The sequence below is a fragment of the Kitasatospora sp. NPDC008115 genome, from assembly GCF_042957205.1.
Lineage (GTDB): Bacteria > Actinomycetota > Actinomycetes > Streptomycetales > Streptomycetaceae > Kitasatospora.
In genome coordinates, this window is sequence record NZ_JBIBHU010000009.1 from 169,616 (window position 1) to 195,830 (window position 26,215).

Genomic DNA, 26,215 nt, shown 5'->3' on the forward strand with positions numbered 1-26,215 from the left:
GGAGAGGAGCGGACCGGATGGACACGGCGGACGCCCTGTACCGCGGCCGATCCCCCTTCGTCGTCAACGCCGTCGGAGCCCTGCTCGACGCGGACGGCCGCATCGTCCGCTGGACCCCGGAGGCGGAACGGCTGCTCGAACTCGGCGCCGCACAGGTCCACGGCCGCCCCGTGCACGACCTGCTCGCCGACCCCTCCGGCTGGCCGGCGATGTCCGCCCTCAGCGCCCGGCAGCGCGCCGAGGGCTGGTCCGGCGAGGCGGTGCTGCGCTCCGGCCGGGGCGAACGGCTCCCGCTGTCGTACCAGGTGCTGCCCCTGAACGCGCCCGACGGCGACTCCCCGGAACCGGAGGCCGGCGGCGCCCCCCGGTACTTCGTGCTCGCCGCCCCCACCCCGCAGATCGCCCGCTCGCGCCAGGACCAGGCCTTCACCCGCGAGCTGTTCCTCCAGGACCGGGTCGGCCTGGCCGTCTTCGACGAGCGGCTGCGCCTGGTGCGCACCAACACCCATCTGCTCCCCTACAGCGGCCTGCCACCGGACCTGCGCGGACGGCGGCTCGGCGACTTCCTCCAGGCGCAGGACGCCGCCGCCGTCGAACGCGGGCTGCGCGACGTGCTGCGCACCGGGCGGCCGCTGATCGGCGCGGAGGAGATCGTCCGCACCATCGAGGACCCGGCGGGCGGCGCGGTGATGGCGATCTCGGCGTTCCGGCTGCAGGCCCCGGACGGGCAGGTGATCGGGGTGACCGCGCTGTTCACCGACGTCACCGAGCTGCACCGGTCCGGCGAACGGCTCGCCCTGCTGCACCGGGCCACGGCGGCCGTCGGCGGCTCGCTGTCGGTCACCGGGACGGCGGAGGAACTGGCGGCCGTACTCGCCCCGCCGTCGTCCGGGGGCGGGGCGGCCGAGGCGGACGGCGGGGCGGCGCAGGGGCTCGCCGACCTCGCGGTGGTCGACGTCGCCGAGGCCGTGTTCACCGGCGGGGAGCCGGCCGCGGGGCGGGACGGCCGGGTGCTGCTGCGCCGCACCGCCGTCGCCGCCTCGCACGTGGGCGACCTGGCGGCGGCGCCGGAGCCCCCGCCCACCGGCGTGAGCGTGCACGCCGACCCCGGCGAGCAGACCGCGCACACCGACTTCCCGCCGTCGATGACGGTCCCGCTGCGGGCCGGCGGCAGCCTGCTCGGCCGGGTCACCGTCCACCGCGCGCCGCACCGGCCGCCGTACCTGCCGGCCGACCTGGAACTGCTGCGCGAGATCGCCGACCGCGCCGCCCTCGCCCTGGACAACGCCCGCCGCTACGCGCGCGAGCACCGCGCCGCGGTCGGGCTGCAGCGCAGCCTGCTGCCGCCCTCGCAGGCCGAGACCACCGCCGTCTCCACCGCGAGCGTCTACCTGCCCACCGACACGGCGAGCGGGATCGGCGGCGACTGGTTCGACGTCATCCCGCTCTCCTCCGCCCGGGTCGCGCTGGTCGCGGGGGACGTGGTCGGGCACGGGCTCGCCGCGAGCGCGACCATGGGGCGGCTGCGCACCGCCGTGCGGACGCTGGCCGACCTCGACCTGGAGCCGGACGAGCTGCTGGTCCACCTCGACGACCTGGTCGCCCAGCTGATGGTGGAGGCCGAACGGCCGGAGGAGGAGGACGGGGACGGGTACGAGGACGGGGACGCGGGCCTCGGCGGGGAACCCGGGGCGGGCGCGGCCACCCGGCCGCCGGTGAGCCACGGCGTGTGGAGCGACTCCGGCCACGACACCCCGGACGACCAGCAGACCGTGCCCTTCGGCGCCACCTGCGTCTACGCGGTGTACGACCCGGTGTCCCGGCGCTGCGCGATGGCCTCGGCCGGCCACCCGCCGCCCGCCGTCGCGGCCCCGGACGGCCGGGTGACGTATGTGCCCCTGCGGCCGGGGCCGCCGCTCGGCGTGAGCGGGCTGCCGTTCGAGGTGACCGAGGTCGAACTGGAACCCGGCAGCCTGCTCGCGCTGTACACCGACGGGCTGCTCCTCGGGTACGCGGACGACCTGGGGGAGGGCATGGACGAGCTGTCCCACCGGCTCTCCGCCGCGGCGGCCCCGCCGGAGGGCGCCGTCCCGCCGGCCGGCGCGGCACTGCGGGAACTCGGGCGGGACCTCGTCGCCGACCTCCCGGCGCACCGGCTCACCGACGACGTCACCCTGCTGCTGGCCCGCACCCGGGAGGTTCCGCCCGAGGCCACCGCGGGCTGGACGCTGGACGCCGACCCGGCGGCGGTCGCGCGGGTCCGGGAGGCGGCCACCGAGCAGCTGACGGCCTGGGGGCTGGAGGAGTTGGCGTTCACCACCGAGCTGGTGCTGAGCGAGCTGGTCACCAACGCGATCCGCTACGCCGGCGGCCCGGTCGGCGTCCGCCTCATCCGCGCCGAACGCCTCACCTGCGAGGTCTCCGACCCCAGCGCCACCCAGCCCCGCATGCGCCGCGCCCGCCTCACCGACGAGGGCGGCCGCGGCCTCTACCTGGTGGCCCAACTCACCACCCGCTGGGGCAGCCGCTACACCCGCCACGGCAAAACCATCTGGGCCGAACAGGACCTCCCCACCTAACCGGACCCAAAAGTCGGCCCACCCGACTTCCCACTCCACTCCCCCAAATATGCAGACCGGTCTACATATCGCCGGCTGGGGCCGGGCGGGAGCGACCGGAGTGGAAAGTCGGCCAGTCCGACTTCCTACTCCACGCACACGCGAGCCGGGGCACGAATATACAGACCGGTCTACATATCGGCGGGCCAGCGGGCACCGCCGAAATGGAAAGTCGACCTGGCCGACTTTCCACTCCACACACCGGGCGAGCCCAACAGCAAATATGCAGACCGGTCTACATACTGGTGAACCGGCGGGCACCGCCGGAGTGGGAAGTCGGGTGGGCCGACTTCCCACTCCGGTGGGTGGGCGTGGAATATGAAGACCGGTCAACATAGTGGGCGCGCAAGGCGGTTTGGACACGCCCTCGATTTGAGCAATGCGGGGGGATTGCGGCTTCTCGCCGGTGTGATTGGTGCTCTGATCTGCCAACTCATCTCTTAAGGAGAGACATGCGCACTCGCACCGCCCTCGCCGCCGGTGTCCTCGCGGCCGCCGCCCTGCTGGCTGGCGGCGGGACCGCCGTCGCCGACTCCGTCGCCTCGGGCGTGGCCGCCAACTCGCCCGGCGTCCTGTCCGGCAACCAGATCCAGGTCCCGATCCACATCCCGGTCAACGTCTGCGGCAACTCGATCAACATCATCGGGCTCCTCAACCCGGCCTTCGGCAACACCTGCATCAACAAGTAGTCCCGCCGGTAGGCCGGCAGGCCGACAGGCCGGCAGGCCCCACACAGCGACGCGGGCCCGTCCAGTTGGGCGGGCCCGCGTCCGTGTGCTTCAGGGGGGTGGGCGTCAGCGGCGGTTCAGGCCGCGGTCGAGCGCCGTGATCAGCTCGCCGTCCGGGGTGTCACCGTCGAGCGACCAGATCATCGCCCCGCCGAGGCCCTCGCGGCGCACGTACTCCGCCTTGGTCCGCACCACCGTCGGGTCGTCGTACGTCCACAGGGTGTTGCCGTCGAACAGCCAGGCGCTGCCGTTGCCCGGCCCGCGGTAAAGCTTGTACGTGCCGGACGCGGCGAGCTTCTTCAACTCCTCGTAGTCCTCGGAGCCGGCCACCCAGGTCGCCGGGGCGGGGCCGGCGGCGGGCTGCCCGAGACCGTCGCCTCCGCCCGTGACACCCGTCCAGCCCTGGCCGTAGAACGGCATGCCGGTGACCAGCTTGCGCGCCGGGGCGCCGCGCCGCAGCCAGGCGTTGACGGTCTGGTCGACGCTGAAGTCCTTCTTCGCGTACAGCGCGGACTGCTGCGCGGTGGTCGACTCGCCGGAGACGTGGAAGTCGTAGCCCTGGAGGTTCACGAAGTCGAAGTCCCGCATGATCTTGGAGACCTCGAAGCCCGCGTCGATCTTCGCGGGGGCGGTGGGCACGTACGCGCTGAGCTCGAAGTGCTTGCGACCCTTGAGCGTGCGGCCGTACGCGTCGACCTGGGTGCGGAACTCGTGGACGAGCTTGGTGAAGTTCTGCTTGTCCTCGGGGCGGATCACATTGCCCTCGGCGCCGTCCGAGCCCGGCCACTCCCAGTCGATGTCGATGCCGTCGAAGATCCCGGCCGCCGCGCCCGCGCCGCCCCGGCCCTCGTTCACGGGCAGGTTGCCCTTGAGGTAGAGGTCGATGCAGGAGGAGACCAGCGCCTTGCGCCCGGCGTCGGTGAGCACGGCGTCCGAGAAGTACTTCGAGCCGCTCCAACCGCCCAGCGAGATCATCACCTTGAGGCCCGGGTGCTTGGCCTTGAGCTTGCGCAGCTGGTTGAAGTTGCCGACCAGCGCCTGCCCGGCGGTGTCGCCGACGCCGTCCACCGACCCGGCCGCGTCGACCTGGCGGGTGTAGTCGGCGTACGGGTCGGAGCCGGGGCCGCCCATCTGGCAGGTGCCGGCCGGGCCGACGTTGCCGAAGGCGTAGTTGATGTGGGTCAGCTTGCCCGCGGTGCCGCTGGTCTCCAGGTCCTTGACGTGGAAGTTGCGGCCGTAGACGCCCCACTGGATGAAGTAGCCGACCCGCTTGTACGAGACGGCGCCGTGCCGGGAGGAGTCGGACTTCCCGTCGAAGCCGGCCGCCGAGGCGGCGGGCGCGAGCGGGACGACCAGGCCGAGAACGGCCGCGGTCGCGGCGCCGAAGGTCAAGCGGGCCGGGAATCTGTGACGCATGGACGAGATCACCCCTTGTGCGGTGGGGCCGCACGGTCGTGGGAAACGGTGGACGGCACAGGGAGTCCGCAGGGTGCGCCCGAGGTGGGCGGCGACGACTCAACACGCCACAGTCCGTGCGTGTCAACGGAGTTCGGCAAAGGTTTTGCAAAGCAGAACGCATAGTTGACGATCAGTCAGCTCACGAAGCCTTCCCCCCGCACCCGGCGCGTGTCACAGGACGGCGGGCCGGTCCGTCTCAGGGGATGAGGCACCGACCACCACGACGAAGGGCAACACCATGGACGCGCGACTCGACTTCTTCGCCACCGCGACCGGCAACCGGCTCGTCAAGAGCCTGATGACGCTCGGCCGGGAGCTCAAGGAGATGCCGCTGCCCGTCGGCACCCAGGAGCTGGTGTCGCTGCGGGTCAGCCAGATCAACGGCTGCGCCGTCTGCATCGACATGCACACCAAGGAAGCCGCCGCGGCGGGCGAGAGCGCGCTGCGGCTGAACCTGGTCGCGGCCTGGCGGGAGGCCACCGTCTACACCGAGGCCGAGCGCGCCGCGCTGGCGCTCGCCGAGGCGGGCACCCGGGTCGCGGACGGCGCCGGCGGGGTCCCTGACGAGGTGTGGGCGAAGGCCGCCGAGCACTACGACGCCGAGCAGCTGACCGCCCTGGTCACGCTGATCTCGTTCATGAACCTGGCCAACCGGGCGAACATCATCACCCGCCGGCCCGCGGGCGGCTACGTGGCCGGCCGGTTCCACTGACCTGCGCCGACCGCGATGATCACCCAGTAGCCGTCCGTTCGAAGGGGAAGGAAGCCGCGTGAGCAAGGTCGAGGAGTTCGAGGAGCTGCGGCCGCTGCTGTTCTCGATCGCCTACCGCATCCTGGGCAGCGTGGGCGAGGCCGAGGACGCCGTCCAGGAGACCTGGCTGCGCTACGACGCCTCGTCGACCCGGCCGACGTCGGTCAAGGCGTTCCTGTCCACCACGGTGACCAGGATCGCGATCGACGTACTGCGCCTGGCCCGGGTCCGCCGCGAGGAGTACGTGGGACCGTGGCTGCCCGAGCCGCTGCTCGCCGACCCCTACGCGGACCCCGCCCGGGCGGCCGAGCTGGCCGACTCGGTGTCGATGGCGGCCCTCCTGCTGCTGGAGCGGCTGAGTCCGCTGGAGCGGGCGGTGTTCGTGCTGCGCGAGGTGTTCGGCTTCGGCTTCGACGAGGTCGCCGCCGCGGTGGGCCGCTCCGAGGCGGCCTGCCGTCAGCTGGTGGTGCGGGCGCGCCGGCACATGCGGGACGGCCGTCCGCGCTTCGAGGCCGAGCGCAAGGAGCGGGACGAGCTGACCGCGCGCTTCTTCGAGGCGCTGAGCGAGGGCGACATGGCCGGCCTCCAGGAACTGCTGGCCGCCGACGTCACCATGGTCGGCGACGGCGGCGGCAAGACCCCGCAGCTGGCCAGGGCGGTCGCCGGCGCCGCGAACGTGGCCCGGCTGCTGGCGGCGGTCGTCCCGCTGATGGCCCGGATCGACGTGACCTTCGAGCCGCACGAAGTCAACGGCCAGCCCGGCGCCGTCTTCCGCGACCAGGCCGGACGGGTGCTGAACACGCTGGTCCTGGACGTCTCGGACGGTCGGATCCAGACCGTCCGCTCCGTCATCAACCCCGACAAGCTCGCCCACCTCGGGCCGGTCGCCGACGCCTGGGCCGTGCACCACGCCCTCAAGCGGGCCCGCCGCGCCGGGGACTGACCCGCTCGCTCAGGACGACGCCGGGCGCGCCCCCTCGGGAGCGTCCGGCGTCGGGCCTTCCCCGGCGGAGCCGGCGGAGCCGACGGAGCCGGCGGCCCAGTGCGGACCGACCAGGAGGCCGCCGAGGCGCTCGATGTCCGCGGCCATGTCGATGTCCGGGTCGAGCAGCCACTGGAGCTGGATGCCGTCGGCGGCGGCGATGAAGATCCGGGCCAGCCAGGCCGCATCCACCTCGGCGGGGTCGGCGACGCTCCGCTCGATGCGCTCCGCGAGCCGGCCGCGGAACCGCTCGTAGCGCTGCTCGAAGAAGTCGTGCGCGGGGTGGTCCGGCTCGGCCGCCGCCGCCACGAGGTCGACGAAGAGCTTGACCAGCCCGGGCGTGGAGGCGTTGTGCCGCAGCACCGCCGAGCTCAGCAGCTCGGTGGTCCCGGGTTCGGGGCCGAAGCGTTCCTCCGCCACCGCGTCCCGGGCCTCCAGAACGGCCGTGAGCAGGGCTTCCTTGCTGCCGAAGTGGTGCATCACGCCGGCGTAGGTCATTCCGACCCGCTGGGCGATGTCGCGCAGCGAGACGTTGCGGCTGCCGGCCTCCGCGTAGGCGGCGAGGGCGGCGTCGATGATCTGCTGCCGCTTCGCCGAGGTCTTGGCGTACGGCCCCCGAGGCTTGCTCATACAACGGATCCTACCGGGCACGACACGAAAACATATCGCTGCCAGGTTTTAGCCAGCGAAAGCATTGCCCTGTCATGTTTTCGTGCCTAGGGTGAGGCACTCCCCCTGCGCGAAGCGGCTAAGGAGCCGTCATGACACAGACCCCACCCGTCGCGACCGCCCCGGCCGACGGCCCGGCGGACGCCGGGACCGGTCCCGCGAGATCCCCCCGCCGGCTCGGCCCGGTGCTCGCGACCACCCATCTGAGCTGGATCCTGCCCGCCACCGGCGTCGCGACCCTGACCCAGGCGCGACTCGGCGAGCTCGGCGACGCCGAGAAGCTCACCCGGTTCACCGTGATCGCCGTGGCCGGCTCCAGTACCGCGCTGATCGCCAACATCGCCTTCGGGCTGATCTCCGACCGCACCCGCTCCCGCCACGGCCGGCGCAACCCGTGGATCCTGGCCGGCGCCGCGGCGTCCGCCACCGCGGTCAGCGCGATGTCCTTCACCGGCAGCTTCCCCGTGCTGCTGGCACTCGCCGTGGTCTACCAGGTCGCGCTCAACGCGATGCTCTCCCCGCTGTTCGCCGTCCTGCCGGACCGGGTCGCCCCGGAGCGGATGGGCCGGGCGTCCTCCTGGGTGGGGCTCGGGCAGTTGCTCGGCCAGAGCATCGGCGGCGCCAGCGCGGGCCTGCTGGTCACCGAACCCCAGCTCGGCATGCGCTGGCTGCCCTGGATCACCGTCCTCGGCGGGCTCCTGTTCTTCACCACGGCCCGGGACACCCCCAGCACCGCGCTTCCCAAGGAGCCGTTCTCCTGGCGCGCCATCGGCCGCAGCCTGCTGCCGCCGAAGGACGCCGACTACTTCTGGGCCCTGGGCGGCCGGATGGTCGCCCTGCTGGGCTTCTACCTGGTCCTCGTCTACCAGCTCTACGTACTCACCGACCACCTCGGCCTGTCCACCGACGAGTCAGGGCCGGTGATCGCGCTGGGCGGCGTCCTGATGGCCGTCTCCTCGGCCACCTCGATCGCCGTCTGCGGTCCGCTGTCCGACCGGACCGGCCGGCGCAAGCCGTTCATCATCGCCGCCACCGCGGTCTGCGCCGCCGCCGTCGTCCCGCTCGTCCTCACCACCTCCATCTGGGCGTTCTACACCTTCATCCTCGTGGGCGGCCTCGGCTACGGCTGCCTGATCGCCGTCGACCAGGCGGTGGTCTCCGAGGTCCTGCCCGACCAGGAGCACCGCGCCAAGGACCTCGGCTTCCTCAACATCGCCAACACCATGCCCGGCCTGATCGCCCCGCTGATCGCCGGCCTGATCGTCCCGGCCTTCGGCTACCCGGCGCTGTTCTGCGTCGCCATCGTCCTCACCCTGACCGGCGGACTGCTCATCCTGCCCATCCGCCGCGTCGCCTGAGCCCCCCGTCCGCCCCGATCCCCGCCGTACCTCCCCGGGCGGCGGAACGCACTACGGAAGAGAGACCCAGCATGACCAGCTCGCCGATCACCACCCTGCCCGAGGGCTTCCTCTGGGGCGCCTCCACCTCCGCCCACCAGACCGAGGGCGGGAACACCGCCAGCGACTGGTGGCCGATGGAGCGCAGCGCGGGCGAGGGCACCCACATCAAGGAGCCCAGCGGCGACGCCTGCGACAGCTACCACCGCTGGCGCGAGGACATGGACCTGCTCGCCGGACTCGGCTTCACCGACTACCGGTTCAGCATCGAGTGGGCCCGGATCGAGCCCGCGCCGGGCGAGTTCTCCCGCGCCGCCATCGCCCACTACCGGCGGATGGTGGAGGGCGCCCACGAGCGCGGCCTGCGGCCGATGGTGACCCTGCACCACTTCACCTCGCCGCAGTGGTTCGCCGAGCGCGGCGGCTGGACCGCCCCCGACGCGGGCGAGCTGTTCGCCCGCTACATCGAGGCCGCCGCCCCCGTCTACGCCGACGGCGTGGACCACGTCTGCACCATCAACGAGCCCAACATGCTCGCCATCATGGTGCCGCTGCTCGACCTGATGCTCGGCCGGACCGACCCCTCCGAGCTGTCGTTCCCGGCCGCCGGTCTGCCGATGCCGGGCGAGCAGGCCACCGAGGCCCTGGTCCGCGCCCACCGGCTGGCCGTCGAGGCGGTCAAGTCCCGTGCGCCGCACGTGCGCACCGGCTGGTCGGTGGCCAACCAGGTGAGCCACGCGCTGCCCGGCGTCGACGGCGCCGAGGAGGCCCGCGCCGCGTACCTGCGCCCGCGCGAGGACGTCTTCCTGGAGGCGGCGCGCGGCGACGACTGGCTCGGCGTGCAGTCCTACACCCGCACCCTGATCGGCGCGGACGGCCCGCTGCCGGTCCCGCAGGACGCCGAACGGACCATCACCGGCTGGGAGTTCTACCCCGGCGCGCTCGGCGACGCGCTGCGGCACACCGCCGCCACCGCGCCCGGCGTACCGCTGATCGTCACCGAGAACGGCATCGCCACCGCCGACGACACCCGCCGCGTCGCCTACACCGCGGGCGCCCTGGAGGGCATGGCCGCCGCCATGGCCGACGGCGTCGACGTGCGCGGCTACTTCCACTGGAGCGCCCTGGACAACTACGAGTGGGGCAGCTACGCCCCCACCTTCGGCCTGATCGCGGTGGACCGCGAGACCTTCGCCCGTACCCCCAAGCCGTCCGCCTCCTGGCTGGGCGCCGCCGGCCGCAGCCGGGTCCTGCCCGTCGCCGGAGCCTGACCCGAACCGCCACTCCAACGCCCCCGACCCGAAGGAGAACGACATGACCGACCAGAGCCACCACGCCGACACCCAGCACGACTTGACGGTCTCTCAGCAGGCCGCGCTGACCTCCGGCGGCGACTTCTGGCACACCCGCGCGCTGCCCGAGGCCGGCGTCGAGAGCATCATGCTCACCGACGGCCCGCACGGCCTGCGCAAGCAGCCCGAGGACGGCGACGCCCTCGGCATCGGCACCAGCGAGCCGTCCACCTGCTACCCGCCCGCCTGTGCCCTCGGCTCCTCCTGGGACCCGGCGCTCGCCGAGCGCGTCGGGCGGGCCATCGCCCTGGAGGCCGTCGCCAAGAACGTCTCGGTCGTCCTCGGCCCCGGCGTCAACATCAAGCGCTCCCCGCTCGGCGGGCGCAACTTCGAGTACCTCTCCGAGGACCCGCTGCTCACCGCCCGGATCGGCGCCGCGCTGGTGAACGGCGTGCAGTCCCGGGGCGTCGGCACCTCGCTGAAGCACTTCGCCGTCAACAACCAGGAGACCGACCGGTTCCGGGTGAGCGCCAACGTCGACGAGCGCACCCTGCGCGAGATCTACCTGCCCGCCTTCGAGCACATCGTCACCACCGCCCGGCCCACCACCGTGATGGCCGCCTACAACACCGTCAACGGCGTCCCGGCCGCGAGCAACCACTGGCTGCTGACCGAACTGCTGCGCGGCGAGTGGGGCTTCGACGGCCTGGTCGTCAGCGACTGGGGCGCGGTCGCCGACCGGGTCGCCTCGCTCGCCGCCGGCCTCGACCTGGAGATGCCGCCCTCCGGCCGGGAGGCGCAGGTCGTGGCGGCCGTCGAGGACGGCTCGCTCGACCCGGCCGCCCTGGACACCGCCGCCCGCCGGGTCCTGGACCTGCTGGCGCGCACCGCCGCCGCCCGGGTCCCCGGCGGGAGCTACGACGAGGAGGAGCACCACGCGCTGGCCCTCGCCGCCGCCGTGCAGAGCGCCGTCCTGCTCAAGAACGACGACGGCCAACTGCCGCTCGCCCCCGACGGCGCCGGAACCGTCGCCGTCATCGGCGAGTTCGCCCGCACCCCGCGCTTCCAGGGCGGCGGCAGCTCGCACGTCGTGCCCACCCGCCTGGACACCGCCCTGGACGCGATCCGCGCGACCGTCACCGACCCGGAGCGGATCCGCTTCGCCCCCGGCTTCACCCTGGACGGCGCGGCCGACCCGGCCCTCGTCGCCGAGGCCGTCGAGGCGGTGCGCGGCGCCCGGCACGCCGTGCTCTTCCTCGGCCTGCCCGAGCCGTACGAGTCCGAGGGCTACGACCGCACCGACATCGACCTGCCCGCCGACCAGCTCGCCCTGCTCGACGCCGTCACCACCACCGCCGAGGCCGCCGGCGCCGACGTCACCGTGGTGCTCTCCAACGGCGCGCCGGTGCGGCTCACCCCGTGGCAGGACCGGGTCGGGGCGGTCCTGGAGGGCTGGCTGCTCGGCCAGGCCGGCGGCACGGCGCTGGCCCGGCTGCTGTTCGGGCTCGACAACCCCTCGGGCCGGCTCGCCGAGACCGTCCCGCTGCGCCTTGAGGACAACCCCAGCCACCTCCACTTCCCCGGTGCGGACGGCCAGGTCCACTACGGCGAGGGCCTGTTCGTCGGCTACCGGTACTACGACACGCTCGGCGTGCCGGTCGCCCACCCGTTCGGCCACGGCCTGAGCTACACCAGCTTCGGCTACGACGGCCTGGAGGTGACGGCGACCGGGGACAACCGCTACGACGTCTCGTTCACGGTCACCAACACCGGCACCCGGGCCGGCGCCGAGGTCGCCCAGCTGTACGTGCACGAGCGCGCGCCGCGGGTGCGCCGTCCCGAGCACGAGCTTAAGGGCTTCGCCAAGGTCCACCTGGAGCCCGGCGAGAGCGCCCGGGTGACCATCGCGCTGGACGAGCGTTCCTTCGCCCACTGGTCGGTGCGCGACCACCGCTGGCGGGTGGAGGGCGGCAAGTTCGAGCTGCGGATCGGCGCGTCCTCCCGCGACCTGCGGCTGCGCACCACGGTGGACTGCGCCCCCGACGGCCACCGCCCGGTGCTCACCGCGGAGTCCACCGTCGGCGACTGGATGGCCGACCCGGTCGGCGCGCAGATCATCGGCGCGGCGATGGCGGCGATGGCGGAGTCGGTCGGCATCGCCACCGACGACCCGCTCACCGCCGCGATGGGCGCGAGCCTGCCGGTCGGCCGCATCCCGGCGTTCGTCGGCAGCGTGACGCCCGAGGACATCGACCGGCTGGTCGCCGCCCACCGCGAGCTGACCGCCGCGCAGGCCCCGGCCTCCCGGGCCTGATCCCGCTCACCGCCGCGGCTGGTCCCGGTCCGGCCACACCTCGATGTGGTCGGCCTCCAGGACCAGCCGCACCCGGTGCGCCAGTCCCAGCGACTCGGTGAACTCGCGCGGCAGTTGGAGCCGGCCCACCCGGTCCAGGACGGTGTACTCCTGCTCGCCGTCGATCCCGGCGGCGACCGGGCGGCGCAGCACCTCGGTAGAGGTGCGCCCGTCGCGGATCCGCACCGTGCGGCGGACCTGGTCGGCCACCAGCGCGTCATGGGTGACGATCAGCACGGTGGTGCCCAGCTCGTTGTTGGCGGTGCGCAGCGCGTCGAAGATCTCCGCCGAGGTGGCGGTGTCCAGCTCGCCGGTGGGCTCGTCGGCGAGCAGCAGCCGGGGTTCGTTGGCCAGCGCGACGGCGATCGCCACCCGCTGCTGCTCGCCGCCGGAGAGCGCGGCGGGGGTGCGGTCGGCGGCCTGCGCGATGCCCATCAGGTCGAGCAGTTCCCCGGCCCGGTCGGCGCGCCGGCGGCGCGGCACGCCCGCGTAGCCCATCGGCAGTTGCACGTTCTCCCTGGCCGTCAGGTAGGGCAGCAGGTTGGCGGCGGTCTGCTGCTGGATCGTTCCGACGGTGCGGCGCCGGTAGGCGGTCCGGGCCCGCCCCTTGAGGGTGCCCAGGTCGGTGCCGGCCACCACGGCGGTGCCGGCGCTGGGGCTGTCCAGGCCGGCCAGGATGCCGAGCAGGGTGGACTTGCCGGAGCCGGAGGCGCCGACCAGAGCCAGCAGTTCGCCCTCCCGCACGGTCAGGTCGAGCCCTTGCAGGGCCTGCACCTCGACGCCGTCGCGGCCCCGGGTGCCGGTGCGGAAGATCCGCACCAGGCTCTCGCACAGCACCATCGGCCGCTCGGCCGCGGTGGTGCGCCCTTCGGGCTCCCCAGGCTCTTCGGTCGGTCGGACGGTCACAACGCCTCCCCCAGTCGTAGCACGGCGCCGAGGCCCCGGCGACGGCTGATCGCCGCCTCCAGGACGGCGGCCGCCGTCATCAGGACGGTCAGCGCGAGGCCGAGCCCCGCGGTGACCGTCCAGTCGATGTGTGTGGCGGGCTCGAACGGCCCGCCGGTGACGGCCCCCAGCCGCAGGCCGGAGCCGAGCACCGGGGCCAGCAGCAGGCCGAACGTACCGCCGCCGAGCGCCGCCAGCACCAGCAGCGGCAGCAGTTGGAGCACCTGGAGGGCGAACACCGCGCGTCCGCCGGTCCCCAGGGTGCGCAGATAGGACGTGGTCCGGGCGCGTTCGGTGGCGCTCAGCAGCAGGTCCAGGGCGAAGGCGCCGAGCCCGAGCAGCAGGCCGAGCAGCGTGGTGACCCGGAAGGCCAGCCCGACCGAGCGGGCCAGCCCGTCCGAGCGCAGCGCGTCCAGTTCCCCGGCCCGGTCGCGGAGTTCGGACTGCGGCCCGGCCGCGGCGCTGGGGGCGAGCTGCGTGACGGCGGCGGCCCGCACCGCGGCCGGGTCCACGGCCGGTCCGCCGGCGGCCGGGTAGAACAGGACGGCGGACCGGCTCTTCTGGGCGGGAAGGCGCTGCGCCGACGGACCGGTGAACACCAGCAGCGGCCCGGTGCGCCGCGCGTCGCCGAGCACCGGGCCGAGCACCGGGTCGCGCAGCGCCTCCTCGGGCAGGGCGCCGATCACCCGGACCCGGCTCCGGGGCAGGCCCAGCGTGGAGAGCTCGAAGTCGCCGTCGGGGAACCGGGCGGTCAGGGCGGGGGTGGCGAGCGCGGTGAGCACGGGGGCCTGGTCGCTGCCGCCGACGGGCGCGTCGGCCCCGGGGGCGGCCGCCAGGGCGCGGGCCACCGGGGAGGACGGCCGGGCGGCGGCGAGCGCGGTGGCGTCCAGGCCGACGAGCGGGATGCGCTCGAAGGCGGTGCCGTCGGACTGCGCGACGATCTCGCCGGTCGCGCCGGTGACGGCGACCTGGTGGCCCACGGTGGGGACCTTCGACAGGTCGCCGGCCAGCCGCTCCTTCGTCCCGACGAGGGCGACGGGCGCCCCGCCGGTGCGCCAGTCGGCGAGCCGCACCTGGGCGTCCTCGACGGTGCGCGGGACCAGGCCGCCGTAGACCCCGTAGCCCATCGCCAGGACCAGGACCAGCAGGGCGAGCGCGGCCGCGCCGCTCTGCTGCCCGGCCCGGGCGAGCGCCATCAGCGGGACCAGGCCGCGCGAGCGGCGCGCCCCGCGGGTCGCCAGGCGCAGCAGCGGGGGCAGCAGGCGGAGCAGCACCCCCACCACGACCAGCGCCAGGAGCACCGGAGCGAGGGCGAGTTGGGGGTCGATGCCGGAGCTCGCGTAGGCGCCGCGGGTGCGCAGCGCGGCCAGTCCGCCGACGGCGAGCAGCAGGACCAGGGCCTCCAGGACGAGCCGGCGCGAGCGCGGCACCGGCCGGCTCCGCCCGGTCGAGGTGAGCAGCACCACGGCCGGCGCGCACCAGACCAGCAGGGCGGCGATGAGCACCGGCACCGGCGAGCCGAGGGCGGCGCCCGGCGGCGCGAGCGCGCGGCCGAGCGCCCAGCCCGCCGCGACCCCGGCGCCGACCGCCACCGCGGACTCGGCCAGCAGGCGGCCCGCGATCCCGGCCGTCCCGGCGCCCCGGGAGCGCTGGAGGGCGAAGGCCCCGGCCCGGCGGCGCGCCCCGAGCCGGGCGGCGGCGAAGGCGGTGGCCACCACGACGGCGAGCAGGCCGGCCAGCGCGAAGCCCTGGAGCTGCTCGGTGCGCAGCCGCTGGGCGGAGAAGGCGTCCAGCTCCGGGGTGAGCCGGTCGGAGACGGTGAGCGCGTGCACGTCCTGGCCGGCCACCAGGCAGGGGTCGCTCCGGAGGGCTTCGCACAGCCGGTCCTCGGGGGTGGCGCGCCATCCGGCCAGGGCGTCGCGCGCCGCGGCGATCCCCGCCGGGGTGGCGCCCGGCCCGGAGCGGTCGACGGCCACCGGCAGCTCCCAGGTGACGTCGAACCCGCTCGCTTCCCGCGCGAGGAGCTCGATCCCGCCGGCGCTGGTCAGCAGTTGGCCGTCCAGCTCCCACTTGGTGCCCCCCGTGGCACCCATCACCAGCACGGGCCAGGGCGCCACCAGGAACGGCGAGCGCTGCCAGAGCCGTTGCGCACCGTGGTCGGTGCGGAAGACCCCGACCAGGACCGCCTCGGCGGTCCACTCGTACCCGCCCAGGGAGACCTGCTGCCCCAGGGTCAGCTTGAACTTCTCGCGGGTCGCCTCGGAGGCCGCGACCTCGACCGGCGCCGGCTTCTCAGGCCGGACGCTCAGGTCCAGGTCGGCGGCGGGCTGTCGCGGTGCGCGGCCCTGGAGGTACTCGACCGGCCCGTCCGGACCGTCGTGCTGGGCGTAGACCAGATTGACCTTCGGCGGGTCGCCGCCGTAGAAGGTGGCCACCCCGGGCCCGCGCACGCTCGCCAGCCCGGTGGTCACCCGGGCCCACGGTGTGCCGAGGTCGGCGGCGAGCCGGGGGCCGGCGGCGGCGCGCAGCCCGTCGCCGATCCGGTCCAGGTCCCCGTCGAGCGTGCCGGGCGGCGGGGGCGGCAGCCACGGCATCGGTATGGTGGCGGCGCCGGCGGAGAGCGCCGGCCCGGCCGTCTGGGCGCGGTCCACCCGGTCCGCGAGCGTGTCGGCCGCCAGCCGGTCGAACCTCGGCGGCCAGCTCAGCGGGACGGCCGTGAGCAGGACGGCGAGCAGCGCGAGCACGGCCGCGACCGGCCAGGCGATCCGCGCCTCGCGCCGGATCAGGCGCAGTGTCAGCATGTGGGGCTCCCCTCGAAACGTCGCGCCGCGGCCGCCGGCCTCATCCGTCCTCCCCCGCGCGCAGGGCCCGGACCAGGTCGACCCGGGCCAGCAGCCGGGTGAGGACCACCACCGCGAGGGCGAGCAGCAGACCGGCGGCCAGCGCGGTGAGCACGGCGGCGGGCCGGCCGGGCGCGGTGGCCAGGACCGGGAAGACCGGGCCGGCGGTGTCGTCCAGCACGGTGGACGCCAGCAGCAGCGCCGCGAGCAGCAGGCCCAGCAGCCCGCCGAGCAGCACCGGCGGCACGGTCACCGCCACCTGTTCGGCGCGCAGCAGCGCGGCCAGCTCGCCGCGCCGCACACCCAGCGCGCGCAGCACCGCGAACTCCCGCTGGCGGGAGCGGACGGCGCTCACCGTGTGCAGGGTCAGGGCGGTCACCGCGAACAGCGGCGCGGTGACCAGGACCAGCAGCCAGGCGCAGCGCAGCCCGCTGCGGAACGGGTCGTCCGCCAGGCCGGCGGCCACCTCCGGGACGCTCTGCGGGCGGCCGTACCCGCCGTGGCCGCCGACGGCGGCCCGGGTGGCGGCAGGGTCGTCGCTGGTCAGCCACCAGCGGGTGGCGGTCGGCGGTGGCGCACCGGTGAGCGCCCGGTTGGCGGCGACGGAGCGCAGGTCCAGCAGCAGATGGCCGTGGGTCCGGTCATAGCCGGGCAGTCCGTCGACCACCCCGGTGATCAGGACCTTCTGAACGCCCTTACCGTCGCGCTCCCACTCCAGTTCGACGGTGTCGCCGGTCTTGGCACGGACGGCGTCGAGCAGCGCGCGGTCGGCGAGGGCGGGCAGCACCGGGAGGACGGGGGCGCCGGTGCCGGGGGCGGGGCGCACCGTCAGGAGCACACTGGATTCGCTGTTTCCGAACATCACGTCGTGGGAGCGCAGGACCACGTGCAGCAGGTCGGCGCCGCCGCCCTCCCAGTCGCAGGCGTCCGCGTTCTCGCTCCGGGCCCCCGGGATCGCGGGGGCCGTGCGGGAGGGCTGGGCGCCCGGGCAGCCGAGCGACACCGGGTCCACCGGGGTGGTGGCGGCTCGGGCCCAGCTCTGGCCCGGTGGCGGGGCCAGGTCGGTGCGCTGTCCGCCGCCGACGGCGCCGATGCCCGTCAGGCGCAGGTCCAGGGTGGTGCGGGCGCGCTGGCGGTCGGTGAAGTCGACGCCGATCCGGCTGAGCGTCAGCGGGTGGACGCGCCGTTCGCCGCCGGCCAGCGGGACGGTCACGGTGTGCCGCTGCCCGTCCGCCGGCAGCGGGACCCTCAGCTGATCGGTCAGGCCCTGGGCGTCCTGGATCCACAGCACCAGGTCGGGTCCCGGCGCCGGGAGCGGACGGTCGGCGCTCGCCGTCAGGGTCACCTCCAGCGCGGTCGGCTCGCCCGGCAGCGCGATCCCGTGGGCGGGTACGGCGGTCAGCGGGGCCAGCAGTTCGGGGGCCGGGCGCTCGGCGAGGTCGTGGCGCAGGAACGGCAGGCCCGCGGCGGAGGCGGCCGCGGTGTCGACGGCGACCGTCTGCACCACGGAGGAGCCCACGAAGACGGACTGCTCGGCGATCGGGGTCAGGCCCGTCACGCCCGGCAGGGCGGCCAGCACGCCGTGCTGGCGCGTGGGTGGGCCCGACACCCCGGACAGCCGCAGATCGGCGCCGACGGTGTGGGCCGCCCGGTCGCGGTCGCTGGTCGGCAGGGCGCCCAGCACCCCGGCGGCCAGGCCGGTGCAGGCCACCGCCAGCAGCGTCACCAGCACCGGCACCGCCTGGCGGCCGGTGTCGCGGCTCAGCCGCCAGGCCCCCAGCGGCAGGACCAGGCCGCGGGCCCGGCGGGCCGCCCGTTCCAGCAGCCGCCCGGCCGCCGGCAGCACCCGCAGCAGCAGGACGGCGCCGGCCACCGCCATCGCCACCGGGGCGAGCACCAGCGTCGGGTCGGCCCAGGAGTCGAACCCGGCGTCCGCGCCGCCGGCCACCACACCGTGGTAGCGGCGGAGTTGGACGAAGCCGAGGGCCGCGACGGCGAGCAGCGCCAGGTCGGCGCCGGCCCGCTGGAGTCCGAGCCGGCGCGGACCGCGCCGGCGCAGCGCCCGCAGCGCGCCCGGGTCCAGCGCCTGCCGGGCGAGCGGCAGCAGCAGCGCCGCGCCGTGCACCAGCAGCGCGAACGCCGCGGCCCACCAGACCGTCCCGCTGTCGTTCGCGGCCAGGCCGTGCGCCCCGGCGGCGCGCAGCACCCCGGCGAGCAGCGGCTCGGCCAGCAGCAGCCCGCAGAGCGCCGCCGGCACCACCGCCACCGCCCATTCGCCGGCCGCCGAGGCGAGCAGCCGGGCCACGCCCGCTCCCCGGGAGCGCCGCAGCGCCTGCTCGGCGGCGACCGTGTCGGCCAGCCGGCGGGCCGTCAGCACCAGGACCACCGCCGCGAGCAGGGCCAGCAGGGCGCCCGGTACGGCGATCCCGGAGCGGACCGTCAGCGCCGGCAGCACCTGGCCGTCGACCGCGGCGGGCAGGGGGCTGCGCACCGCGGTCCCGGCCAGCGCCGGTTCGGCGCCCCGGTAGACCGAGCGGGCGGTGTCCGAGCGGGCGAAGGCGGCCGCCCGTCCGCGCAGCGCGGAGAGCTCGGACAGGCTGGAGCGCGCGGTGTCGGGCAGCGCCAGCCAGACGGCGAGGGTGCGGTCGCCGTACACGGGCAGCGCGGTCAGCCCGGCGCCGTCGACCAGCATCAGGGGGCGGCCCGCGCCGTCGTCGCCCTCCAGGCCGGCCCAGAGGGCGGCGGCGTCCGGGTCGGGCCGGTAGACGCCGGTCACCGCGAGGGTGAGCGGGTCGCCGGTTCCGGGGTGGCGGACGACCACGGTGCCGCCGCTGTCGACGCCGAGCCGGTCGGCGGCGTCCGCGGGGAGGGCGACGCGCAGCGCGCCGTCGGCGACGGCAGGGGTGGCGGTCTCCGGGGCGTCGGGCCAGGCGCCACCGCGCAGGTGGGCGTAGCGGGCGGCGCCGGGCAGGGCCACCGGGACGGCGGCGAGCGTGGTGTCGGTGGCCCGCTGGCGCGCCGCGGGCGGCAGCGGCAGGTTGATCGCGGCGGCGCCGCGTACCGCGGTCTCGGTGTGGAACGGGGTGCCGGCCATCGTCCGCTCCAGCGCCGCGCGCACCGCCCGGTCGGCGGCGGGCAGCCCCTGCGCCGACCAGCGTCCGGTCACCGCGATCGACCGTCCGGCGTCCGCGGCGAGCCGCTCGCGCACTCCGGCGGTGGCGGCCGACCGGGCCAGCCCGGCCACCGCGGCCAGCACCGCCGTCGCCACCAGCACGCTCACGGCCACGGCCGCCAGTACCGACCCGCGCCGTCCGGCCCGCCGTCCGATCCGGCGCCCCGCTTCCGCCAGTGCCATCCACCGCTCCCCTCGCCGCCCTCCGCACCGGAGGGGCGGACCCGCCACGGGACCGGCCACGGCGCGGAGTCGCAGCTGTCCGCGCGTGGTCTGTACCAATCCGGTCAGGGCCCGAATCCTGCCTGACGGATCGACAGATCGCTTCACCCGCGGGCTGTTTGTGTCCGCCCGGGCGAAGTGTCTGCCCGGACGGACCAGCGGCCGGCGGGGTGCGGGTCCCGGCCGCCGCGGGGATCAGCCGCCGAAGACCAGCGGGCCGCCCTCGTCAGGGACCAGGACGGGCTCCTCGTCCCTGACGAGCGTCGGAGCGTTGATGCAGGCGTACCACTGGCCGGTGGCGAAGGCCGCGCCACCCGACCAGTAGTTGGCGTTCCACATCGTCCTGCACTGCTCGTAGCGGATCGGCGAGACCTCGGACGGGACCGGCGGAGGCAGCGGCGGCCCGTAGGCGGACTGCGTCGCGGCGTTCGCCTGGGCGCCGGCGGTCAGCATCAGCAGCGGGGTCAGCACGGCCGCGGTGGCCGCCGCACCGGCCAGTCGACGGATTCGCATGGGTGGGCCTCTCCTTCGAAAACGGCCGGGGGGTGGCCCGGCGGGTGAACGCCGTTGTCGGCGCGTGTGCCGAATCCTCGCGGCAACGGCCGCCGCGGCGACATCCCAGGTTTCTGGGCCCCTTCCCGATACGAAGCGTCACTCAGTCGGGGCCGCGGCCGTCCGCAGTCATATGACTGATGCCGCCGCATCCCGCCCTGGAGCACTCTCCTAGTGCGACGGACCCGGCCCGGGGCCCGTCGCGCACGAGCACTGTCCCCGCCTGTGCCACAGCCGCAGGCAGACCCGGAAAGCGAGTTCCACCGTGGCCCTCAAGTCCTTCAAGCTGGCGACCGCCGTAGCGAGTGCGGTCGCCGGGGCGGCGCTGCTCCTCTCGGCGACGCCGGCGTCCGCGGCGAACCCCCCGTACGACGGCTGCCCGGCCTGGGCGCTCTGCCTCTACCAGCACGGCGGCGGCACGGGTTCGAAGGCGATCGTCATCCCGCCGTCGGCCGGCGGCGGCACGGAGATCGTGCGCCTCACCAAGGTCCACTTCCTGAACGGGGACCTGGCCGACAACCAGGTGTCGTCCTGGATCAACAACTCGCAGTGCCAGATCGAGTTCTGGGACGACCCGTACGGCGAGCTCCACCCGTCCCAGGTCGATGTCGCCTCGTCCTGGGCCTGGGGCGCGAAGGGCGACTACGCCTCCGGCGGCTACCCCAACGACCGGATCTCCAGCCTCCGCTTCTACTGCCCGTAGCGGCCCGGTCCGGTCCGCCGGTGCCGTCCCCGGCGGACCGGACCGTTCACCTCCCCCGCCCCCGTCTCGCCAGGAGCCGGGGGCGCCTCCATGACGCCCGATGACCCTCCGGAACGAGGTCCCGTGAAACGTCTGCGACCAACGGCCGCACTGCTGTCCGGCCTACTGCTCTCCGTCACCCTGCCCACGCTCGTCTCCACGGCCCCGGCCTCCGCCGACCCGGTGACGGCCGGCGCCGTCACCGCCGGTCCCGGCGCCGAGGGCCCGGACCTGAGCCACGCCAACCGCACCGGCCCGCCCCCGGGCATGCCCGACTGGTCCCGGGTGGGCTTCCGCGGCGGCCAGCAACTGCCCGGCAACGGCGACCTGACCGGTGACGCCGGCTGCCGCATCACCCCGGACCGGCTCGCCTCCCAGTACTCCGTCCGGCCGGACGACGGCGTCGACGACACCACCGGCCTCCAGCGGGCGATCGACGACATCAAGGCCAACTGCTCGCCGAACGCCAACTTCAACAGCCTCTCGCTGATCTCCCTGCCGGCCGGCCGGATCGACCTCTCCCGGCAGATCTACGCGGACGCCGACTACCTCGTCCTGCGCGGCCAGGGCTCCGGCACCGGCGGCACCCGCCTGGTGTTCCGACCCGACGCCAACACCCGCTACGACACCCTGGTCAACGGCCGCTGGGACCAGGACAGCATGAAGGCCGGCAGCGGCAGCGACATCGGCACCGGCGGCTGGATCTGGCCCGGCCGCGGCCTGTTCCGCGTCCAGACCCGGGACATCGCCGAGCGCTACCAGGACGACTGGGCCGCCGCCCCGGCGAACCGCAAGGACATCTTCGAGGGCAGCGTCAACCAGCACTGGGCCTCCGGCATCAAGGTCGCCGCCAAGGCCTCCGACCCCGGCTGGGCGGGCCGCCAGGGCCAGAACGTCGTGCAGTTGGACTCCAAGGCCGACATGAACAAGTTCGCCCCGGGCGGCTACGTCTGGGTCGGCGCGGCCAACAGCGTCAAGTTCTACGAGCAGCAGGGCGTCTCCGACCGCGGCCAGATGGACAACCTCCACATGCGGCAGCAGATGTTCCGGGTCAGCGCGGTCGACGGCGCGGCGAAGACGGTCACCCTGGACCGCCCGCTGGAGTGGGACGTGCCGGTCGACTCCGTCTCGGACGGCTCCCCCGCGCTCAGCGACAAGCCGTACGCGAGCAAGGTCACCCCGCTGAAGGTCGTCCAGGGCGTCGGCTTCGAGGACTTCGCCTTCACCCAGGACATGACCGGCATGCCCAAGCTCGGCGGCGGCACCTACGACCTGACCCCCGCCCAGGCCGTGCACAACTACGGCAACATGGCGCCCGAGTACGCGATGCACGGCATCGTCTTCAAGTGGGCCGCCAACGACTGGGTGCGCGGGCTCAAGGCCGAGATGACCGGCTCGCACCCGATCGTCACCGAGGACGCCCGCAACATCCAGGTCGAGCGCAACAGCTTCGACGGCGCCTGGAACAAGGGCAAGGGCGGCAACGGCTACCTGCGCGGCAGCCGGGTCTGGGACTCGCTGTACGCCTACAACCTCAGCCGCAACCTGCGCCACTTCACCTTCCAGTGGTCGGCCAGCGGCAACGTCGCCTTCCGCAACGACCTCGACTCGGACCTCAACCTGCACGGCGGGTGGGAGCACAACAACCTGTTCGAGCAGAACACCCTGCGGGTCCCCTACGAGCACCGCTCCGGCAACTGCCAGACCAACTGCGGCGGCGAGGGCGGCGAGGTCGACGAGGGGACGTGGTACCCCGTCTGGTGGGCGGCCGGCCCCAAGGCGGTCAAGTGGTCCGGCTCCTCGGGCCCGCAGAACGTCTTCTACAACAACACCATGGTCAAGCAGGCGACACCGGGCGGCCCGTTCGAGCCGTACGCCCCGTACGGCAGCCAGTCCGGCACCGCCTTCCAGTTCGGCTCCGCCAACGGCAACCCGGCGAGGTTCCAGCCGCTGAGCCAGGGCGGCCAGGCGATCCCGGACTGGACCGGCCGGGAGACCCTCGACTTCGCCGGCAAGGGCGTCGTCCCCACCGACGTCGGCAAGCGGGCGTCGCTGTTCCTGCGGGACGCCGGCGGCGACCTCGACCCCCGCGCGAACAACCGCCGCACGATCGTCACCTGGAACATGCAGGGCGCGGGCACCACCGGCTTGCCGGGGGACGACGACGCCGCATACGAGAACAAGTACACGCTGGGAGTGAGCCAGCTGGCGCTGCAGAACCGGGCCGACATCGTCGCCCTCCAGGAGGCGGGCGCCCCGCCCCGGGGCGCCGTGCACCTCCAGGACATCCCGCAGAACCCGGTCGTGTACTCCGACTGGGCCGGCCGCGTCCCCCCGATCCGCGAGTACCGGTACGGGGGAACGGCCGCCAGGCCGCAGGGATACCTGTACTGGCTGCACACGGACACCAGCACCAACACCGACACGGGCCGGGTCAACCTGGCCATCCTGAGCCGCACACGCGTCCAGCCGCAGAACGTGTACGTCACCGGGGCGGGGCTGCACCAGGGCTTCACCGGTCGGCCCGCGCTCGGCATCAACGTCGACGGCGTCGTGTACTTCACGGTGCACGGCATGTCGGGGACCGGCAACGACGACGCCGGACTGCTGCAGAACATCCGGACCCGGATGGCTACCGCCGGCCCCAACGGGACCGCACTGCCCTGGGTCGCCGTCGGCGACTACAACCGGACCCCGCTGCCCCCGGACGACCCGAACGCGACGGACAACTCGCTGGCCACCACGATCGGCGGCCAGTACGCGGTGACCGCACCGGCGCTGCCGACCCATCCGACCCTCCGGGAGCTGGGGAGCGACACCCCGGACCGCATCCTCGACTACGCGGTCACCCCCGTCGGCGCCGCAAACCCCCGGGTCCTCGGCATCAACCGGGCCAACATGCTGCTGTCCGACCACTATCCCGTCGTGATGGAGGTCGGGAACCTGCCGAACCCGCCGGGCTCCGGCCTGGGGACGACGGTGCCGGTGGCGGGCCCCTCCGTGCTGCGCAACGCCGCCACCACCAACGTGGCCGCCCCCGGCAGCAGCACCCACGTGGTCAGTGACCAGCCGATCAACCGGGCCAACGTCCAGGGACAGGTGTTCAGCCTGTCGCCCGACCCGGAGTACAGCGGCTACTACCGCATCTTCCACGCCAACGCGCCCTACGCCGGCCGCTACCTCGGCCAGGAGGGCGGGGCCCGCGACGCCCGGACGGTGCTGTGGCCGAACCCGGCACTCGACCAGCTCTGGCAGCCGGTCCGGCACGGCGACGGCACCTGGACCCTGCAGAACTACGTCACCCGCCAGTTCCTGACGGACCTCGGTCCGGGCCTCGGCATCGTGGCCCGCGACCAGAACGGCACGACCAACCAGCGCTGGTTCCTCCAGGACCCCCAGGAGGCCACCGCCCTCACCGAGATCGTCGCGACGGACTCCACCGGCTCGACCCCGGCACTCTCGGTCGACGACCTGGAGACCGCGCCCCTCCCGGTCTACCTGGCCGCGGACACGCACGGGAACTACCAGCGGTTCAACACCATCTCGGCGGGGCCGAGCGACAACTGCTTCTACCTCGTCTACGGCCGCCAGTTCGTCAACTCCACGGCGGCCCACCCCGGGACCCCGGAGAACGGCGCCTTCGTCACCATGGGCGACTACCGGCCCAACGACGACGGCTACCTGTGGTGCAAGCTCAACGACGGCCCCAACGGAACGCTGCTGTCCAACTTCTCCAGCCCCGAGGACCACCTCGACATCACCCAGAGCACGACCGTCGACACGGTCACCATCACCCGCCCCGGACTCGCCACCGCCAGGCTCCACTGGCTCTTCCGCCCGGTCACCCAGTGACCGGAGCGGCACGGTGAACGGCCCGGCCCCCCGCGTCCTCGCGGGGGGCCGGGCCGTTTGCCGCGCCAGTTCGGCCCGGCCACGAAGGGCGTGGCACACAGTGAACGTATGCACACGCACCGTAGGCTTCGGGGCAGTCGGACCGCCCGCCGTCCGCAAGGAGGAGCAATGTCGAAGTTCACGGCCACGATCACGGCGAAAAGCAAGGACAAGAGGTTCGAGCAGATCAAGCGGTACCTCGGACTCAACAACTACGAAGTCACGCCGCACATCGACCCGAAGGCCACGGGCTACGTGGTGACGGGAGTCGGCCCGGCACCCCTCACGAACCCCACAATCGCCCAGCTCGCCGAGCAACTGGGCCTGCTGCTCCCCAAGACGAGTTCGACCTACGACCTCGTCGTGATCGGGGGCGGCCCCGCCGGCCTGGCCGCGGCCATCAACGCCCGGAGCCTCTACGGCCTCAGCACGCTCATCATCGAGCAGTACGCCCCGGGCGGGACGGCCGCCACGTCGATCAACGAGATCGACAACTACTTCGGGTTCGATGACGGGATCCAGTCCGAACTGCTCTGCCACAAGGCCGTCGTCCAGGCGAAGAAGTTCGGGGCCGAGTGGCTGCCCAGCTACGGCGTGACGGGGCTCAAGCTCAGCGACAATCCGAAGGCGACGAAACACAAGATCACCGCGACCAACTCCGAGGGCTCCCCGGACGTCACGGTGGAGGCCTCGCTGATCCTGCTCGCCACCGGCCTCGAACCGCGCAAGCTGGCACAGAAGACCGCCGCCGACTTCGAGGACCAGGGCATCTACTACTACGCCCTGCCCGGGGACGCGGAGGGTGTGACGAAGAAGGACACGATCATGGTCATCGGTGGCGGCGACTCCGCCGGACGGGCCGCGCTCATGTTCTCCGCCAAGGGGGCAAACGTCATCCTGCTGATCCGCGGGACCGCAGGCGCGGACATGCTCAAGGCGGTCTACGACATGGTCAAGGACGACACGAACATCAAGGTCGTGGACAAGACCGAGGCCATCGAGTTCAAGGCCTCCGTGACCCCGAACGCGAAGCTGACGGTGAGCGTCGGCGCTACCGGAAGCGTCATCGTCACCGCGTCGTACGACGTCACCGCCGTCTACGCCCTCATCAGTGCCGACCCCAAGACCAAGTGGATCGAGGACGCGGGCATCACCGTGATCCGCAAGGACCCGAAGGCCCCGTGCGGCTTCGTCGCCACCGATCTCGACATCTACTACGACGCCATGAAGGCCGGGACGTTCGACCCCAAGAAGTACGCGGAGGAACTCAAGGTCAGGACCGCCATGGCGACCAACAAGCCCGGCGTCTTCGCGGCCGGCGACGTCCGCTTCCGCAGCGAGCGCCGCATTCCCAGCGCCGTGGGCGAGGGCACCGCCGCCGCCCTGGCCATGAGCAACTATCTGCTGGGCAAGCCCCAGTTCCTCGACGCCGTGATCGGCCGGGCGGCCCCGGCCTACTACCTGGCCTGATCCCCATCCGGCCGGCAGGAAACGGATCGCCCCGCACCAGCCGTGCGGGGCGATCGCCGTACAGCAGCCGCACCCGCCCGGCGAGCCACCGAGATCGTCCACGGGCCTGTCGGACGTCACCCGTGCCGTGCAC

16 protein-coding genes are annotated in these 26,215 nt (G+C 74.0%); 10 read left to right on the forward strand and 6 right to left on the reverse strand.

The features are described from left to right. Positions 1-17: 17 nt before the first annotated feature. Entirely contained in the window at positions 18-2,579 is a 2,562-nt protein-coding gene (locus ACFZBX_RS14365) for a SpoIIE family protein phosphatase (protein WP_391533966.1), read from the forward strand. Positions 2,580-3,070: 491 nt separating this feature from the next. After that, positions 3,071-3,307: a chaplin gene (locus ACFZBX_RS14370; RefSeq protein ID WP_391533968.1), complete on the forward strand. Its 237-nt coding sequence runs from the start codon at positions 3,071-3,073 to the stop codon at positions 3,305-3,307. Between the two features lie 105 nt (positions 3,308-3,412). Here ACFZBX_RS14370 and ACFZBX_RS14375 read toward each other — a convergent pair whose 3' ends face one another. Beyond that, on the reverse strand, positions 3,413-4,762 hold the full coding sequence (locus ACFZBX_RS14375) for a glycoside hydrolase family 18 protein (RefSeq protein ID WP_391533970.1): 1,350 nt from the start codon (positions 4,760-4,762) through the stop codon (positions 3,413-3,415). A gap of 280 nt (positions 4,763-5,042) precedes the next feature. Between ACFZBX_RS14375 and ACFZBX_RS14380 the strand changes: the two genes are divergently transcribed. Beyond that, positions 5,043-5,516 (forward strand): carboxymuconolactone decarboxylase family protein, encoded by a 474-nt coding sequence (locus ACFZBX_RS14380; protein WP_391533972.1) that lies wholly within the window; start codon positions 5,043-5,045, stop codon positions 5,514-5,516. Positions 5,517-5,574: 58 nt separating this feature from the next. Further along, complete coding sequence (locus tag ACFZBX_RS14385; RefSeq protein ID WP_391533974.1) at positions 5,575-6,498, forward strand: RNA polymerase sigma-70 factor; 924 nt, start codon at positions 5,575-5,577, stop codon at positions 6,496-6,498. Between the two features lie 9 nt (positions 6,499-6,507). Here the strand turns inward: ACFZBX_RS14385 and ACFZBX_RS14390 are convergent, their stop codons facing one another. Further along, positions 6,508-7,167 (reverse strand): TetR/AcrR family transcriptional regulator, encoded by a 660-nt coding sequence (locus tag ACFZBX_RS14390; protein ID WP_391533976.1) that lies wholly within the window; start codon positions 7,165-7,167, stop codon positions 6,508-6,510. Positions 7,168-7,298: 131 nt separating this feature from the next. Between ACFZBX_RS14390 and ACFZBX_RS14395 the strand changes: the two genes are divergently transcribed. The 3 genes from ACFZBX_RS14395 (at position 7,299) to ACFZBX_RS14405 (ending at position 12,209) form a co-directional block, all read left to right on the forward strand. Beyond that, the gene (locus ACFZBX_RS14395) at positions 7,299-8,564 is read left to right on the forward strand and encodes an MFS transporter (protein ID WP_391533978.1); all 1,266 of its coding nucleotides are present in this window, start codon (positions 7,299-7,301) and stop codon (positions 8,562-8,564) included. 71 nt (positions 8,565-8,635) lie between these two features. Continuing rightward, a complete protein-coding gene (locus ACFZBX_RS14400; RefSeq protein WP_391533980.1) occupies positions 8,636-9,874 on the forward strand; it encodes a glycoside hydrolase family 1 protein in 1,239 nt (412 codons plus the stop codon). A gap of 43 nt (positions 9,875-9,917) precedes the next feature. Continuing rightward, positions 9,918-12,209 carry a glycoside hydrolase family 3 C-terminal domain-containing protein gene (locus ACFZBX_RS14405; RefSeq protein WP_391533982.1) on the forward strand — a complete coding sequence of 764 codons (2,292 nt, stop codon included), beginning with the start codon at positions 9,918-9,920 and terminating at the stop codon, positions 12,207-12,209. Positions 12,210-12,215: 6 nt separating this feature from the next. On the opposite strand, the gene ACFZBX_RS14410 is transcribed toward ACFZBX_RS14405, so the two are convergent. The 4 genes from ACFZBX_RS14410 to ACFZBX_RS14425 form a co-directional block, all read right to left on the reverse strand. After that, entirely contained in the window at positions 12,216-13,088 is an 873-nt protein-coding gene (locus ACFZBX_RS14410; protein WP_391534085.1) for an ABC transporter ATP-binding protein, read from the reverse strand. 62 nt (positions 13,089-13,150) lie between these two features. Next, entirely contained in the window at positions 13,151-15,994 is a 2,844-nt protein-coding gene (locus tag ACFZBX_RS14415; RefSeq protein ID WP_391533984.1) for a hypothetical protein, read from the reverse strand. 40 nt (positions 15,995-16,034) lie between these two features. Continuing rightward, complete coding sequence (locus ACFZBX_RS14420) at positions 16,035-19,388, reverse strand: FtsX-like permease family protein (protein ID WP_391533986.1); 3,354 nt, start codon at positions 19,386-19,388, stop codon at positions 16,035-16,037. Between the two features lie 234 nt (positions 19,389-19,622). After that, on the reverse strand, positions 19,623-19,940 hold the full coding sequence (locus tag ACFZBX_RS14425; RefSeq protein ID WP_391533988.1) for a hypothetical protein: 318 nt from the start codon (positions 19,938-19,940) through the stop codon (positions 19,623-19,625). Between the two features lie 304 nt (positions 19,941-20,244). Here ACFZBX_RS14425 and ACFZBX_RS14430 point away from each other — a divergent pair, with 304 nt between their 5' ends. The 3 genes from ACFZBX_RS14430 to ACFZBX_RS14440 all read left to right on the forward strand — a co-directional run bounded on the left by ACFZBX_RS14430 (position 20,245) and on the right by ACFZBX_RS14440 (position 26,082). After that, positions 20,245-20,682: a peptidase inhibitor family I36 protein gene (locus ACFZBX_RS14430; RefSeq protein ID WP_391533990.1), complete on the forward strand. Its 438-nt coding sequence runs from the start codon at positions 20,245-20,247 to the stop codon at positions 20,680-20,682. A gap of 123 nt (positions 20,683-20,805) precedes the next feature. Then, positions 20,806-24,573, forward strand: coding sequence for an endonuclease/exonuclease/phosphatase family protein (locus ACFZBX_RS14435; protein ID WP_391533992.1), 3,768 nt, complete (start codon positions 20,806-20,808; stop codon positions 24,571-24,573). A gap of 168 nt (positions 24,574-24,741) precedes the next feature. Next, positions 24,742-26,082, forward strand: coding sequence for an NAD(P)/FAD-dependent oxidoreductase (locus ACFZBX_RS14440; protein ID WP_391533994.1), 1,341 nt, complete (start codon positions 24,742-24,744; stop codon positions 26,080-26,082). The last annotated feature ends 133 nt before the right edge of the window (positions 26,083-26,215 follow it).